Consider the following 15,659-nt stretch of genomic DNA (forward strand, 5'->3'; position numbering starts at 1 on the left):
TCTGTCTTTTCTGTTAGAGAATTTCCATTAATTTATCAAGTTCATCAAGCGTCAGATCATCATCGCCAAGATCGCTAGGCGTAAGCTCAGGTCCGTCTTGGGCCAGGCAGTGATCTATGATTTTCAAGAGGTGCCCTTTAAAGCTGTCACTGAACGATTGAATGGTTTTTTCATGAAATTCGAGAGAATGATAGGCAAACGTCATCGTCATCTGCCCGTTTTCTATAAATCCGACAATATCAAGCGCATTCGGCTTCTCTGTGTCAGGGCTCAGCGATTGTCCTGACGGCATCCCGGATCTTGTAAATAAGCCGGAATCCGACATCTCATTAAACTGGCCTAAGTAGTTAAAGCTGATATCCGGATCAATCTCAAATGAAAGATTCTCTTTATGCTCAGGCGCCGTTACATAACGCAGAATACCGTAGCCGACTCCTTTGTTCGGGATGTGTCTGATGTCTTCTTTCATTTGTTTCAGCTGATATGAAAGATCGTCGGCGTGCTTCATCTCAAGGATCATCGGATACATGCTCGTAAACCATCCGACCGTCCGGGTGATATTCAAGCCGTCAAGAATGTCTTCGCGCCCGTGGCCTTCCAAATGAACGCCGATCGTGTCTTCACCCGTCCACTCTTTCAGCGCCAGTCCGAGCGCCGTGAGCAGGATGTCGTTCATTTCGGTGTGATAGGCTTCATGTACGTTTGTCGTCAGCTGTTCCGTTTGTTCAGGCGTCAGAGAGAAGCTGACCGTTCTCGTATGTTTCATGCGCTGATCACCAGACTGCCTGTCTTTCGGAAGCTGAGTGCACACCTCTTTTTCCTCAAGCTCTCTCCAGTAATCCGCTTCTTTCAGAAACGCCTTCGTATTTGCGTATTCTTTGATTCTCTCGGCAAATTCGGCGAATGAATGTGTTTTCGGCGGCAGCGCCGGTTCATTGCCTTGCTTCAGCTGCGTATAAACGGACGTGAAGTCCTCCAGTAAAATCCGCCAAGATACACCATCCACGACTAAGTGATGGATTGCGAGAAGAAGGTGGTCTCCATCTTCAGCCCGGAAGAGCCCGGCCTTCAGCAGATGTCCTGTTTCCAGTGAAATACTGCTTTGAAGACGGTCTGCTTCCCTTTCGATACGGTCCTCATGGTCTTCAGCAGGTCCGTTCAGCTCAAAGACGTTCAGTTCAACAGACACATCCTCAAGTCCTCTGTAATACGGTTTTTGTTCACGATAAATCATCCGGAGCGCATCATGGTGCACCGTCAGGACATGTAATGTTTTTTCTGTTATCTCCGGATCAAAGCCGTCTTTCGCGTGAAGCATGACGGATTGATTCCAGTGGTGTTTGTCCGTGAAGTTTTTCTCAAAGAACCAGCGCTGGATCGGCGTTAACTCCGCTTCACCTTCGACAGGGCCCTGGTCGGCCTGCTTGCCTTCCGTCCGCTCCACATAAGAGACGAGTTCTTCGATGGTCGGGTGCTGGAAGAGGTCTTTCATCTCCAATTTATACCCGTGCTGGTTCAGGCGGCTCGCCATTTGGATGCCTTTGATCGAGTCGCCGCCGAGCGTGAAGAAATTATCGCTTACGCCGATCTGGTCAAGACCGAGCACTTCCTGCCAAATGTCAGAAAGCAGCGTCTCCATCTCCGTTTCCGGCGCTTTGTACGCGGCGCTTCCCGCTTCAATGTCCGGTTCCGGCAGGGCTTTTTTGTCAATCTTTCCGTTTGCGGTGACCGGAAGCTCGTCCATCTCCACCCAGAACGCCGGCACCATGTAGTCAGGCAGCGTGTCTTTCAGCGCGGCTTTGAGCGTTTCGATATCGTCCTGCTGAGGCGCGACATAGGCGCAAAGCGCGGTATTGCCCGCTTTGTCTTCCACCGCCGTCACCGCTGCGTCATGAACGTCCGCAAGCTGGGCGAGGCGGACTTCGATTTCTGAAAGCTCGATCCGGTAGCCCCGCACTTTGACCTGCTGGTCGATACGCCCGATGTATTCGATGCCGCACTGCGCGTTCCATTTGACGAGGTCGCCGGTCCGGTACATGCGCTCGCCGGGCACGAACGGATCGGCGGTAAACCGCTTCGCCGTTTCTTCTTCACGGTTCAGGTATCCGCGCGCAAGTCCGCGGCCTGCCACGCATAATTCACCGGCAATGCCTTCCGGCTGCACCTGATCGCCGTCGCCGAGAATATAAGCTCTCGTATTGGCAATCGCCCGTCCGATCGAAAGCGACCCTTCCTCCGGATTGATGACGCCGCTTGTCGCGACGACGGTGTTTTCCGTCGGGCCGTAGTTGTTGACGATCGTGTACGGCTGTTTCACCGCCCGCTTCAGCTTATCGCCGCCGACGAGAAGCATGCGGAGAGAGGTATTTTCCAGCTCCATAAATTGTTCGGCGAGCTGCGTAGGCAGGAAGGTGATGGTCACGCCGTGCTCTTCGAAATAGTGATTTAAGCGGGTGATATCCAGCCGGATCGCTTCGTCAATGACGTGAAGCTCCGCGCCGATGGTCCATGTCGGGAACATCTCCCAGATGGAGGCGTCAAAACCGAAGCCCGCGTATTTGGCGCTTTTATCATCCGCCGTCATGGCGAATGCGTCGTGATGCCAGAAGCACAGGTTCACCAGCGCATGGTGTTCGACCATGACACCTTTCGGCTGTCCGGTCGTTCCTGACGTGTAAATCATATAAGCGAGATGATCCGCCGTTGTTTCCGTCTGCGGGTTCGCTTCATCGTTTTCATCAAGCGGCAGGCTCAGAATGGAGCGTCCGCCGTCAAGCAGAATCGTTTCTCCGTTGTAGCTGTCCGGCACGTCCAGCGCTTCCTGTGTGAGAAGAAGCTTCGCGCCGCTGTCCTGCAGAATGTAGATGATCCGCTCTTCCGGGTAGTCGGGGTCAATCGGCACAAATGCCGCGCCCGCTTTCAGGACGCCGAGTACGCCCGCGGCCATTTCCAAGGACGGTTTCGTCAGGATGCCGACACGCTCGTCAGCCGTGACGCCGCAGTCCATGAGAATGCGCGCGATGCGATTCGCCCTTGCGTTCAGCTCGCCGTACGTCCATTTCGCGCCGTTATATGCCGCGGCCGGCCGGTTCGCGTGGCGGGCGGCCGTTTCTTCAAAGAGACGGTGAACCGTTTTGTCCCGCGGCACAGAGAGTGTTTTTCCTTTCCATGCGTTGAGGAGAGCTTGTTTTTCTGTTTTATTCACCAATGAAAGCTCAGAAAGCTTCGCAGCCGGATTTTCCGCTGCTGCTTCTAACAGTTGAAGCCAGTAATGCTTCCATGTCTCTGCCGTTTCCGGTTTAAACAGCGCGGTGTTATATTCAAGCACAAACGTTAAGCCTTCGTCTGTGTCCTCAGCCGTCATTGTCAGGTCAAACTTGGCTGTTTTTCTGTCAAACGGATGGTGCTTCAGCTCAATTCCTTCCATGACCAGATCTTCCGCATTTGCATTTTGCATTGAGAATACCGCATCAAACAGCGGATTTCTGCTCGTATCACGCTGCACCTCAACCTTTTGCAGAAGGTCTTCAAGCGGATAATCCTGCGCGTCAAATGCATGTAAAGCGGTTTGTTTCACTTCTTTAAGATAGTCCGTGAACGTTTTGTCCGCTTCCGGATACGTACGAAGCGCGAGTGTATTCACAAAAACACCGATGACGTTTGCGAGATCCGCATGTGACCGTCCCGCAACCGGCGAGCCGACAATGATGTCATGCTGTCCGCTCAGTTTTGAGAGAAAGACGCTGTATGACGCCAGCAGCACCATGTACATGGTAGAATCCGTTTGTTTCGCAAGACTGCGAAGAGCCGACGTCTGTTCCTCAGTCAGAGAAAAGACCAGCTTGTCTCCTTCAAAGGTTTGCACGGCCGGACGGCTGTAATCAGCCGGCAGCGTCAATACCGGAAGCTCGCCGTCAAGCTCCCGAAGCCAATGCTCCTCCTGCTTGCGGTACTGCTCTGATTGAATAAATTTCTGCTGCCATACCGCATAGTCTTTATAATGAATCCGCAGCGGCTCAAGCGTTTCGCCGCCATACAATCGGGACAGTTCATCTATCAGCACGCCGACTGAAGCGCCGTCCGAAATGATATGGTGCATATCAAACAGCAGCAGGTGGTCATGTTCAGCCAGCTTGACCAGTCCCGTTCTGACGAGAGGAAGCTGATCCAGGCGGAACGGCCGGATAAAGCTCTGAATAATCCGTTCAGCATCTTCTTCAGAGGCTTCATAATATTCCATGTCGATATCAGCTTCCGCCCATATGCGCTGAACCGTTTCTCCATCCTTTATGTCAAATGTCGTTCTGAAGGCTTCATGGCGTTCTGTCAGCTGTTTCATGACGGATTTCAGCTTTTCTGCATCAAGCTTTCCTTTTAAGCGGAGCACAGACGGCATGTTATAGCTTGTTTCAGCGCCTTCCAGCTGCTGAAGCACGAACATCCGCTTCTGCGGTGAAGAAACCGGATACGTTTCCCGCTCGGCCGCCGGTGTGATGCTCTCAGCCGCCTTCCGCTCAGCCCCTTCAATCAGCTGCGCCAGCCCCGCAGCCGTCGGAGAAGTGAACAGATCCTTTAAGGTAAGCTGCACGCCGAATGTCTTCTGGATGAGGGCAAGCAGTTTCATCCCCGCTAACGAATGGCCTCCGATCTCAAAGAACTGATCATGGACGCCGACCCGCTCCATTTGCAGCACCTCAGCCCAAATATCCGCCAGTTTTTGTTCTGTTTCGTTGCGCGGCGCCGTATAAGACACGGCATTCGCTGCGGTCACATCCGGCATCGGCAGCGCCCGCCTGTCGATTTTTCCGTTCCCTGTAAGAGGCAGTTCATCCAATTGAATAAAGACGGACGGAATCATATAAGCCGGAAGATCCTTCGCCGTATGCTCCCTAAGCTCCCGGGAAGAGATTTCCCTGAGGCCGACAACATACGCGCAAAGAAGTTTGTCACCCGCGCCCTGATCCACAGCGAGCACAATGCATTCCTGAATCTGGTCATGGCTTTGGAGCTGATGCTCAATTTCGCCAAGCTCAATCCGCTGACCGCGGATTTTCACCTGATGATCGATACGTCCGATAAACTCGATATCGCCATTCGGAAGCCATCTGGCCAAGTCGCCCGTTTTATACATCCGTTCACCTTCCTTAAACGGATGCTCTACAAATTTTTCTTCCGTCAGTTCAGGACGGTTGTAGTACCCTTCTACGAGACCTTCCCCGCTGACGCACAGCTCTCCCGCGATACCCGCCGGCTGAATGCGTCCGGCTGAGTTCATAATAAAGACTTCCGTATTGCTGACCGGTTTCCCGATCGGAACGGAGAGCGTATCCTCTTCAATGACATCCACCGGATGGTATGTCGCAAACACCGTGCTTTCCGACGGGCCGTACATATGAAGCAGTCTTCCTTTTCCGACTGCCGCCAGCGCTTTTTTGACATGTTCTACAGACGCTCTTTCGCCCCCGAACATGATTTTCCGAAGCGTCGTCAGACAGGACGGCTCCATATCAACAAGCAGGTGGAACAGGGCCGTCGTAATCATCAGAATGCTGACGTTCTCCCGTTTGATCACACGGGACAGGCGTGACATATCCAGCACCGTATCTTTCGGGACGATCACAAGCTTTGCACCGTTTAACAGCGAACCGAACATATCAAACATAAAAGCGTCAAAGACGTAGTTTGACAGACCGAGCACTGTGTCCTCTTCAGAAACAGTCAAATAGTTCGTGTTTTTTACCGTCCGCAAAATGTTGGCATGTGTGACGATGTTTCCTTTCGGCGTTCCCGTCGTGCCTGATGTATAAGTGAGATTGGCAATCGTTTTGGAATCAAACGGCAATGCTGGATTGCGAGAGTCCTTTTCATAGCTCGCCTCATCATCAGCAAGCACAATGACGCCTTGAAAACCGGCCTTTTCCGCAAGCGGCTTGAGGCTTTGCTGAGTCATGAGCACATTCGCCCCGCTGTCGCGGAAGAAATGCTGAATCCGCTGAACCGGATGCTCAGGATCAATCGGCACATAGGCGGACCCCGCTTTTAACACAGCCATAATGGAAACAATCATATCCATTGACCGTTCACACAGAACAGCCGCGGTTTTTCCGCCGCCTCCGACCGAAAGAATATGCCGCGCAAGCCTGTTGGCGCGTTCATTCAGATGCTGATACGACAGGGTTTCCCCTTCGAACTGAAGAGCCGTCCGGTCAGGGTTCTTTCGGGCTTGTTCTTCAAAGATCTGCACGATCGTTTGCTCTTTCGGGTATACCGTGCGTTCCGGGTTGAATTGCTGTAATTGAGTCAAAGCCTCCCGTTCAGAAAGCAGATCATATTCGCTGATTTTCGCATCCGGCTGAGCTGCCGCGCTCTCCAGCAGACGGACATAGTGCGCAAGCATGCGATCCGCAGTTGAGCGCTTAAACAGCTTCGTGCAATAATCCAAATCAAGCGCAATGCCTTCCGCTGTTTCCCGGGCCTGCATGGTCAGGTCGAATTTGGCGATGTTGAAGTTTGTTTCATGAAGAGACAGCGTCAGATTACCGATCTCCGGAATTCCGTCCGAAGCATTTTGCAGACTGAACATCGTGTCAAATATCGGATGCCTGCTCATGTCCCGGGGCACGTTCAGCTCCTCGGTCAGCCACTCAAACGGATAATCCTGATGGGAAAACGCGTCCAGCACCTGCTTGCGCACATGACCTAACAAGCCGGCAAATGTCTGATCATGCTTCACGGAGCTTCGCAGCGCAAGCGTGTTGACAAACATCCCGATAAGCCCCTCGGTATCAGAGTGATTTCTTCCCGCTGACGGTGTTCCCACGATGATGTCTTCCTGTCCCGAATACTTAGAAAGCAGCGTATAGTATGCCGATAACAGCACCATGTAAAGGGTGGCTCCGTTTTTCTCGGCAAGCTTCTGCAGCCGTTCCCGCAGCATTCTCGGCAGCTTGACGGACACGCGGTCACCTTCAAAGCTTTGCACCTGCGGCCGCGGATAATCAGGGAGCAGCTGAAGCACCGGCAGTTCGCCGCTGAAGACTTCTTTCCAGTACGCCCGCTCCTTCTTGTAGCCTTCTTTCGCCCGTTCCGCCTGCCATACGGCATAATCTTTATATTGAATGCGCAAATCAGGCAGCTGATTTCCGCCGTAGATGTCAGCCAGTTCCTTCAGCATGATGGAAATAGACACCCCGTCAGAAATCAGGTGATGCATATCAAACAGCAGCATATGGCGATTGTGACCGAGCGTTTGCAGGCCGATTCTGAACAGCGGCGCCTCAGATAAATCAAAACGGCGCACAAAGTCCTTCATGACCTGTTCATTCGTTCTTCCGCGCGCTTCGATCATTTCAATATGAAACGGAACATGTTCGTGAATCACCTGTCTCGGCGTGCCGTCCTCTGATTGAAACGATGTTCTGAGCGCTTCATGCCTGCTGATTAAGGCAGAAAATGCACGCTCAAGCTTTTCACGGTCTAAAGCGCCCTCAATCATGGCCGCAGCCGGCATGTTATATCCGACTCCCGCGTCTTCAAATTGGCTCGCGATATAAGTCCGCTGCTGAGCGAGCGAAAGCGGATAGCTCGCCTGCTTCTCAGCCGGCTCAATCGCACTGAATGCCTGTCCTTCGTTTCGGTTTTCCGCATAATCGGCAAGCGCCGCAATCGTCGGATGCTCAAACAAGTATTGCAGCGGAATTTCAACGCCCATTTGCTTATGAATTTTCGTCAGAAGCGTCATTGCCTTTAATGAATGACCGCCAGACTCGAAGAAATGATCATAAATGCCCGCCTTATCCATTCCGAGGACTTCCTGCCAGATGACGGTGAGCGTTTCCTCCGTTTCATTTCTCGGCGCGGCATATTCGGATGAGCTGACAGCCTGCACATCGAGCGCAAACAGCTTTTTGCGGTCTGCCTTTCCGCTCGGCGTGAGCGGAATTTCGTCCGTTTTTGTAAAGTAAGCGGGCACCATGTAATCTGGAAGGTGCTTGGACACATACTCCCTGTACTCGGCAGGGTGAAACTCGGTTCCTTTTTCCTGAACGATATATGCGCAAACATCTAAGCTGCCCTGCTGATCCGGCCGCGCCAGCACAACGGCCTGGGCCGCGCCCGGAGCTTTTCTGAGCACCGTTTCAATTTCTCCCAGCTCAATACGGTAGCCGCGGACTTTCACCTGATCATCTTCACGGCCGATATATTCGATCGTCCCGTCCGGCAGCCAGCGCGCCATATCACCCGTGCGGTACATGCGGCCGCTTCCGTTAAACGGATCTTGCAAAAACTTCTCTGCGGTCAAATCCGGAAGATTTAAATAGCCGCGGCCTACACCGTCACCCGCGATATACAGCTCACCGGCCGTGCCGTCGGGCTGAAGCCGCTGGTGCTTATCCAATATATACAAACGGGCGTTGCCGAGCGGTTTTCCGATCGGAACGTACGCCGCCTGTTGATTCATTTCGTTATCGGCTGACACCTGATGCACGGATGCATCTACGCACGTTTCTGTCGGCCCGTACACATTCGTCAGACGCGGCGCCCTGCCCGATTGATGAAAGAGCGTCATCAGCTGTTCAGCAACAGCGGCGGACAGGCCCTCTCCCCCAATGAGCATGTGGCGCAATTCAATTCCGCTGACATCTCCCGCCGCAACCATCATCTGCAGATGCGCAGGGGTTCCGTCAGTGGCTTCAATCCGGTTTTGACGATAATAGTCCAGCAGTGCCGAGCCATTCGTTACAGTCGTTTTCGGCACGATATAAAGCGTCTGTCCCAAAAGAAGCGAGGCAAAAATCTGTTTGACGGACGCATCAAAATGAAACGGAGCCAAAAGCGCCATTCTTAATGTCTGCTCACCGCATTGATAAATCTCCTGCTGCAGTGATTGCACCAGATGATGAACTTGCCGGTGCTCAATCATCACGCCTTTCGGCCGCCCGGTTGTACCTGACGTGTAGATGATGTAAGCCAGCCGGTCTGATTGTGTGCTGACACCGTCCGCAGCCGTTTCAAACTGAACAGCCTCGTCAAAATCAATCCGTTCGGCATCCGATACAGGCGCCTGTATTCCGGCCTCCGTCAGAACAGCCTTCGCTCCGCTGTCCTCCAAAATGTACTGAATCCGATCCGCCGGAAAATCAGGATCTATCGGCACATAAGCGCCGCCCGCTTTCAAAATTCCCAATATTGCCGCAATGACACGCTCAGAACGGCCAAGCAGCACCGCGACAGGAGTATCGGCTGATATCCCGGCTTTAAGAAGGCGTCCGGCAATTCGGCCTGACTGTTCATGCAATGTGCGATAGGACAATGTTCGGCCTTCATACACCACCGCCGGTTTGTCAGACAGTGACTTCACTTTCTCTTCAAACAGCCCCGGTATCGTCATCTCCCCGCGGTAATTCACCGGATTGCCTGAGGCCCGTGTCAGCAGCCGCTCTTTCTCGGATTCAGAAAGAAGAGTAAGCTCATCAATTATGCGATCAGGAGATGAAATCGCATCTTCAATCAGCGTGATCAAACGTTCAGAAACAGATACAATCTCCTCTCCCTTGAATATGTCGCTGCGATAGTCAAAATCAATCGTCAATTTCCCAGTGTCCCATCGTTCCTTCACATGAATCGAAATATCATTTGTACCGCTTCCGCTGAAAATAGGGTCTGTCAGGAAGGACAGATTCTCTTTTTTCTGCCACTGCATCACCTGGTACTCCAGAGCCACCGTAAACAATCTGCTCAGCGAACTTTTCGAAGCGCGCAAATCATTGACAAGCAGGTTATACGGATACTTTTGGTGGCGGAGAATTTTCATCAGATCCTTCATCCGGCCTTTAACGAATTCCAAGAACGACTGTCCTCCGTCAACGCTTGTCCGCACAGGAACCGTAGATACGAACATCCCGAGCATCTGCTTTTCTTTCGCATTCGTCCGGTTTCCCATAAACGTACCCGTGACAACGTCATCCCGGCCGGTCACTTTGTAGAGATAAGTGATCAAAGCTGATTGGAACAGAGATAGTACGCTGACTTTATGCTCCTCGCAGAATGAATGAATGCGGCCATATAAGTCGTGAGGAATTTCTTGAGAAAACCGTTTCGCATCAAGACCCGCATCTGCCCGGCTCCGTTTCAGGGACACAAGCTCCGGCACGGTCTCAAACTGCCCGTTCCAAAAATCCCGATCCTTTTTAAACCGCTTCGACTGCACATATTCCTGCTCAGTCAGCACATGCTCGATAAAGGAAGGAATCTCCGTCTGTTCCATACTTGCTCCGCCCGAAAGCTCCAAATAAATCTCAGTAATCGCATTGCCCAGAATCGTCATGGAAATCCCGTCTGAAATAACGTGATGCACATTAACGTAAAACCAGACCTCATTTTCGCTGATGGTATACACGGAAAAACGGAATAAATCCTGATCATATAACGCCAGAGGCTTGCCAGCTTCTTCACGCCCCCATTTGGACAGCTCGTCCGCAGAGCAGCCGGCTTGCCTGATGTCTGTATGTTCGATAGTCAGCGGACGGTATTCGCTCACATATTGAACGGGCTCCCCCTCATCATCAAGCCGCAGACGGATTCTCATCGACTCATACCGCCGGACGAATTCCTGTATCGCTTTCTCAACGTAATGAGCCTGTACGCCGTCATCAGAAATGAGTTTCCCGAACCCGGCAAGATTTGAAATACTTGTGTTCGGATAGAATTTTTCTGTATACCAGATACGTTTTTGAGCATTTGTTAAAGGATAAAAAGTTATTTCCATATGTGTGCGCCTCCCCTTTTTAAGATAAAATTGTCAATTCTCCCTTAGAAACAGCCTCCCTCAATGTCCCTAACTCATTATCAAGCCAAAAGAACCACTTACCTCCAAAACGATCCCGATTCAATCACCGCCGAAATCCACTCACCCGCACAGTCCGAAATGCGGCTCAAATTTATGAGAAATCAAGACAAGAATCCAATGTTTGTAAGCAACAGGGTTTACCTATTTCTTCATGAATTACTATATATCTACTTACGTTCACTTTATATGAAATTATTGTTTTTATCACCGAAAAATGGGTGAAAAGTTTCATTCGGCACACCGAAAAAAATTCCGACAATTCCAGAGGGTATTTTGCGGCATCCCGCAATTTATTTTTAAAAATATTATTTATGTAAAATTAAAAATCTTTAAACTATAGTATAAATCTCTCGAATATCCAGTTATGGCAGAATGAAAATAGTTTTCATATATGAGCTGATGGGGAAAAAACAGCGCAAGAACCGAAACAGGAGATTTAATCGTTCGCAATATGATTTCATTAAACCGCAAAAAAAGCACTCTATTTTACATAGAGCGCTTCAAAAAGATTCCTTTATTGCAGTTTTATCAATGTTGATTAATTCCATATATTCTTTTCCCCACTTATACATGGCGTCCAAAATCGGCATAAGGGTCTCTCCTTGCTCTGTTAATGAGTACTCCACTTTCGGAGGGACGACAGGGTAAACTTCCCTGTGAACGATCAGATCCTGCTCCAGCTCCCTGAGCTGATTCACAAGAATTTTGTGCGTAATATCCGGAATTAAAGCTTTCAGCTCATTAAACCGCTTTGTTCCTTCTTTTCCCAGGTGCCACATAATCAGCATTTTCCACTTCCCGCCTATCACGGCAAGCGTCAATTCCTTTTCGCAATTAAACGTTTTCTCATCCATTCGGCTCACGGGCCATTCTCCTTCCTCTTACTTTTTGTACGTTCATCATCTATTCATACACGCTTACTTTTTTACACAACTTTCATCAATTTATACTACCACGCAGTTTTGCTGAAACAAAGCGCATTGCCTGCGGTGACAGTATCCTCAAAGTAACTATTAGACTTCAAAGTGCGTACTTCTCAACATGCGGGGCACTCTATAGAATGTAAATACATGAAAAAGAGGAGTGGATATAAAGTGGAATTACAGCTGGCATTAGACTTAGTGAATATCCCGGAAGCAATTGAACTTGTGAAAGAGGTCGAACAATATATAGATGTTGTAGAAATCGGCACTCCCGTTGTCATTAATGAAGGCCTGAAAGCCGTACAGGAAATGAAATCAGCCTTTCCTCACCTGAAAGTGCTTGCCGATCTTAAAATCATGGATGCAGGCGGCTACGAGATCATGAAAGCGGCAGAAGCGGGCGCCGACATCATCACCGTTTTAGGAGCGACAGACGACTCAACGATCAAAGGGGCGGTTGCCGAAGCAAAAAAACAGCAGAAAAAAATTCTCGTCGACATGATTAACGTAAAAAACCTTGAAACACGGGCAAAAGAAATTGACCAACTCGGTGTTGATTATATTTGTGTTCACACAGGTTATGATCTTCAAGCAGAAGGAAAGAATTCATTCGAGGAACTGACGGCGATTAAAAAAGCGGTCAAGAGCGCTAAAACCGCAATTGCCGGAGGCATTAAACTTGATACGCTTCCTGAAGCCATCAAACAAAACCCAGATTTAATCATTGTCGGCGGAGGCATTACGGGAGCTGACAATAAAGCGGATGCTGCTGCTAAAATGAAACAGCTGATTTCACAAGGATCATGAAAACGACTGAATACTTACATGAAATACTCAATGAAATATCCCGCACCGCAGCATTAATAGCCGACAGTGAAGCTGACAAGCTTGCAGATGAGATTTTATCGGCAGATCAAATCTTCACCTCCGGAGCGGGGCGTTCCGGCTTTATGGCTAAAGCGTTCGCCATGAGGATGATGCACATCGGCCTGAACGCTTACATCGTCGGTGAGACGCTTACCCCTCCCCTCCAAGAAGGCGGTCTCGTCATCATCGGCTCAGGCTCAGGCGAAACAAAAAGTCTGCTTCATACGGCTGAAAAAGCCAAAAGCCTTAACGGCATCATCACTGCATTAACGATTAACCCCGATTCAAGTCTCGGCAAACTTGCTGATCTTACGATAACGATTCCCGGCTCTCCTAAGGAAGAGACCGGCGGAGACAGAAAGACGATTCAGCCGATGGGTTCTTTATTCGAACAAACTCTTCTGCTGTTTTACGATGCGGTTATTCTAAAAATCATGGAGAAAAAAGAATTGAATTCAGCAGACATGTTTACAAAGCATGCGAATCTGGAATGATTTGCTGACGGCCTTCTTATCAGATGGCCGTCTTTTTATCGTCCTGTTGCGCACAATGACAAGACGGCCAAGGTTTTCGGGTCGGACACTCGCAGACGAAGATATCCTGCCGGTGAGCTTATCGCTATAATAAGTCAATTGACGATACGGCCGCAACCGTTCATTTCTGAATAGAGAAACGGCAAAAAACACTTTCTGATCGGATATTTAATGAATAAAATTGATTTGTGCGGATGGTTTTACAGATATTCAGCTGAATTGCGGCTGAGAAATATATTTTAACAGCTTTACAGCCGGCTGATTCTGCTTTATTCTTGGACCAGCTTTACAGCAATTTAAAACTGGAGGTGATTGATACTCTTGAAAACATTAAAAGCACTGCTGCTTGTTCTTATCATCATTGCCGGAGCAGTCGCGGCCCTGATCAAGGGTGATCTTTTCTCAGATAACGAGCAGACCGTTCAGAAGAGTGATTACGACAAAGTAATCCTATTTCCGTCCGATCGATATCCGGAAACAGCAAAGCATATTAAGGACGCGATAAAAGAAGGGCATTCCAGCATATGCACCATTGACAGAGACGGAGTACATAAGCGGCGTGAGCAATCTCTTAAACATGTGCCTGTCAAAACGGGATACGATAGGGATGAATGGCCGATGGCGGTTTGTAAACAGGGCGGAAACAATGCCTCCGTAGAATATATTTCTCCGGCAGACAACCGCGGAGCCGGCTCTTGGGTCGGACACCAGCTTACCAATGATCCCGACGGAACGAGAGTATTATTTAAAATCAAGTAAAAAAACAGGAGGAACAGCGCATTGAATAAATCATGGAAACCGCAAGAACTGGCCATTTCTTATCATCAATTTACAATCTTCCAAAAAGATTCAGAACCGCCTGTTATCGATTGGACCGATGAAGCCATTGAAAAAGGATGTGCGGAAACTGACGGAGCTGTTTCATTCGAAGCAAGGAGAAATACGAGGGCATTTATCGTCCTCAGGCTTAACACAAGTGAACCGGTACTATCCTATGAGAAAAAAGCGACTGTTCCCTTTGAGGCTGTAAAAGATGGAATTGAGATTGAAAGCGTGATGTCAAAGCGGCTTTTCTTTAATATTCCGAAAGGCCGGTACAGCCTTACCTGTTATTCAGTGCCTGCCGAAATATCCGATCTTCATGCGGATACGTATATTATTGATGCAGACGCAATGTAAAAGAAATCCCTGAGAGAATCATATTTCTCTCAGGGGACTTTTACCGTTTGTTTCAATTACATTTTGGTACCAATAAAAACTTCTTTTCCTGATCCGTTTCAAATCCTTTTCATCTTCTTCATCTCGATTGATATACACAAACCGTAGCGTTTTTGATAGCCGTTCAGCCAGCTTAACAGATCAGTGAATGACCAGCTGCAGCAGCCGATGAGATGAACTCCGTCACTAATGGCCTCTCTGCACTGTTCACCCATACTGAAGGTCCTTTACCGCCTTTATTCCAGGCTCCTTCCACCTGATAGGCAGACGAAGCTGACCCCCATAGAAATGTATCAGGGAACAGGCCCTGTTTTTTATGTACCATGGGTTTCATCCTCCTGATGCGTATGATATTGATATCATACGTTATGAAACGCATTTCAGAGCAATCCCGATCAAAACAAAAAAGCATCCGGCTTGCCGGATGCTTAAGAATGATGATGCCGCTTTTCCAATTTATGAGGCGGAGGCTTCGGGACAAAGCCATTTTGTTTCATCATATTAAAGCGCCTGTCCATATGCTGTTTAATATGTTCTGCTTTTTCTTTCGGCAGGACCCCGTACTCAACATATTTGGATATGACATGTTTTCGTTTTTCGAGCACTTCTTTTTCAAGTGATTCAATTTCTTTTTTCTGCTGTTCCGTGAGTGACATTGTTGAAGGCATTTTTGTTTCGGCGTGTGCCGGCATTGTGAAAACCATTGCTGTAATGAAAAACGCAGCTAAAGACAATGCAGCTTTTTTCATGATTCTCTCCTCCTTTAACGTTTGTTATATGTTTCTCCCTCATCCATTTTTTATGCAAAAAAAAGAGCGAAATTATTCGCTCTTTTCAATCGATTCGTCCGGCAGCGCGTATGTGACATACGTTCCCGCTACAAAATCGTGGATTGACCGTTTGTCTTCTCTCATTCCGACCATGAATGCGCTCACGATCACACCGATTCCAAACGTCACGCCATATATCAGGCCGCCCACAAGCACTCTCAAAATCATAGTGAGAAAGCCTACCTGAGTTCCGTCTTTTTTGACGATGCGGATACCGCAGATCTTTTTGCCGATAACATAACCGTTCCAGTATACAGGGAGCAAAATACCATAAAGAGTCAAAATGATGCTGATCATTGCGCTCTCATTCGGATCTTTTCCTGTTGCCAGCATAAAAATAATCGCCAAAGGCACTGAAGTAATTAAATAGTCGAGTACAACGGCTCCCAATCTGATCCAAAATCCCGCCGGTCTGTAAATATTCATCATGTTTCCCCTC

Annotated in this window: 9 protein-coding genes and 1 pseudogene; 4 read left to right on the top strand and 6 right to left on the bottom strand. The window is 49.2% G+C overall.

Annotation, left to right across the window (positions count from 1 at the left end; genetic code table 11):
- Window positions 1–13: 13 nt before the first annotated feature.
- Window positions 14–10,768, bottom strand: coding sequence for a surfactin non-ribosomal peptide synthetase SrfAA (gene srfAA, locus MJQ52_RS09745; protein WP_434181775.1), 10,755 nt, complete (start codon window positions 10,766–10,768; stop codon window positions 14–16).
- 581 nt (window positions 10,769–11,349) lie between these two features.
- Window positions 11,350–11,712: a winged helix-turn-helix transcriptional regulator gene (locus tag MJQ52_RS09750; protein WP_014304320.1), complete on the bottom strand. Its 363-nt coding sequence runs from the start codon at window positions 11,710–11,712 to the stop codon at window positions 11,350–11,352.
- Between the two features lie 231 nt (window positions 11,713–11,943).
- Here MJQ52_RS09750 and hxlA point away from each other — a divergent pair, with 231 nt between their 5' ends.
- From hxlA to comJ, 4 genes are all read left to right on the top strand, one after another.
- Window positions 11,944–12,579, top strand: a complete 636-nt coding sequence (gene hxlA, locus MJQ52_RS09755; protein WP_014304319.1) for a 3-hexulose-6-phosphate synthase — start codon at window positions 11,944–11,946, stop codon at window positions 12,577–12,579.
- On the top strand, window positions 12,576–13,133 hold the full coding sequence (hxlB, locus tag MJQ52_RS09760; protein WP_014304318.1) for a 6-phospho-3-hexuloisomerase: 558 nt from the start codon (window positions 12,576–12,578) through the stop codon (window positions 13,131–13,133). Before hxlA ends, hxlB begins: the two co-directional genes overlap by 4 nt.
- 360 nt (window positions 13,134–13,493) lie before the next feature.
- Window positions 13,494–13,931: a NucA/NucB deoxyribonuclease domain-containing protein gene (locus MJQ52_RS09765; protein WP_003156588.1), complete on the top strand. Its 438-nt coding sequence runs from the start codon at window positions 13,494–13,496 to the stop codon at window positions 13,929–13,931.
- Between the two features lie 21 nt (window positions 13,932–13,952).
- Window positions 13,953–14,351 (top strand): competence protein ComJ, encoded by a 399-nt coding sequence (gene comJ / locus MJQ52_RS09770; protein ID WP_094247249.1) that lies wholly within the window; start codon window positions 13,953–13,955, stop codon window positions 14,349–14,351.
- A gap of 18 nt (window positions 14,352–14,369) precedes the next feature.
- Here comJ and MJQ52_RS09775 read toward each other — a convergent pair.
- The 4 genes and pseudogenes from MJQ52_RS09775 to MJQ52_RS09790 all read right to left on the bottom strand — a co-directional run.
- Window positions 14,370–14,599, bottom strand: a pseudogene (locus MJQ52_RS09775) (family 1 glycosylhydrolase); the annotation flags it as partial.
- Window positions 14,524–14,877, bottom strand: a complete 354-nt coding sequence (locus MJQ52_RS09780) for a family 1 glycosylhydrolase (protein ID WP_082181748.1) — start codon at window positions 14,875–14,877, stop codon at window positions 14,524–14,526. The gene MJQ52_RS09780 and the pseudogene MJQ52_RS09775, both read right to left, overlap by 76 nt.
- Entirely contained in the window at window positions 14,819–15,094 is a 276-nt protein-coding gene (locus MJQ52_RS09785; protein ID WP_369719109.1) for a YckD family protein, read from the bottom strand. Before MJQ52_RS09785 ends, MJQ52_RS09780 begins: the two co-directional genes overlap by 59 nt.
- 117 nt (window positions 15,095–15,211) lie before the next feature.
- On the bottom strand, window positions 15,212–15,646 hold the full coding sequence (locus MJQ52_RS09790) for an RDD family protein (RefSeq protein ID WP_021494203.1): 435 nt from the start codon (window positions 15,644–15,646) through the stop codon (window positions 15,212–15,214).
- Window positions 15,647–15,659 lie beyond the last annotated feature (13 nt).

The sequence above is a fragment of the Bacillus sp. jun7 genome (assembly GCF_051034795.1).
Lineage (GTDB): Bacteria > Bacillota > Bacilli > Bacillales > Bacillaceae > Bacillus > Bacillus velezensis.

Excerpts from the sequence above, each read along its gene's own strand:
- srfAA (WP_434181775.1), bottom strand. The coding sequence starts at position 10,768 with ATGGAAATAACTTTTTATCCTTTAACAAATGCTCAAAAACGTATCTGG.
- MJQ52_RS09785 (WP_369719109.1), bottom strand. The coding sequence starts at position 15,094 with ATGGTTTTCACAATGCCGGCACACGCCGAAACAAAAATGCCTTCAACA.
- hxlB (WP_014304318.1), top strand. The coding sequence starts at position 12,576 with ATGAAAACGACTGAATACTTACATGAAATACTCAATGAAATATCCCGC.
- MJQ52_RS09790 (WP_021494203.1), bottom strand. The coding sequence starts at position 15,646 with ATGAATATTTACAGACCGGCGGGATTTTGGATCAGATTGGGAGCCGTT.
- MJQ52_RS09780 (WP_082181748.1), bottom strand. The coding sequence starts at position 14,877 with ATGGCTTTGTCCCGAAGCCTCCGCCTCATAAATTGGAAAAGCGGCATC.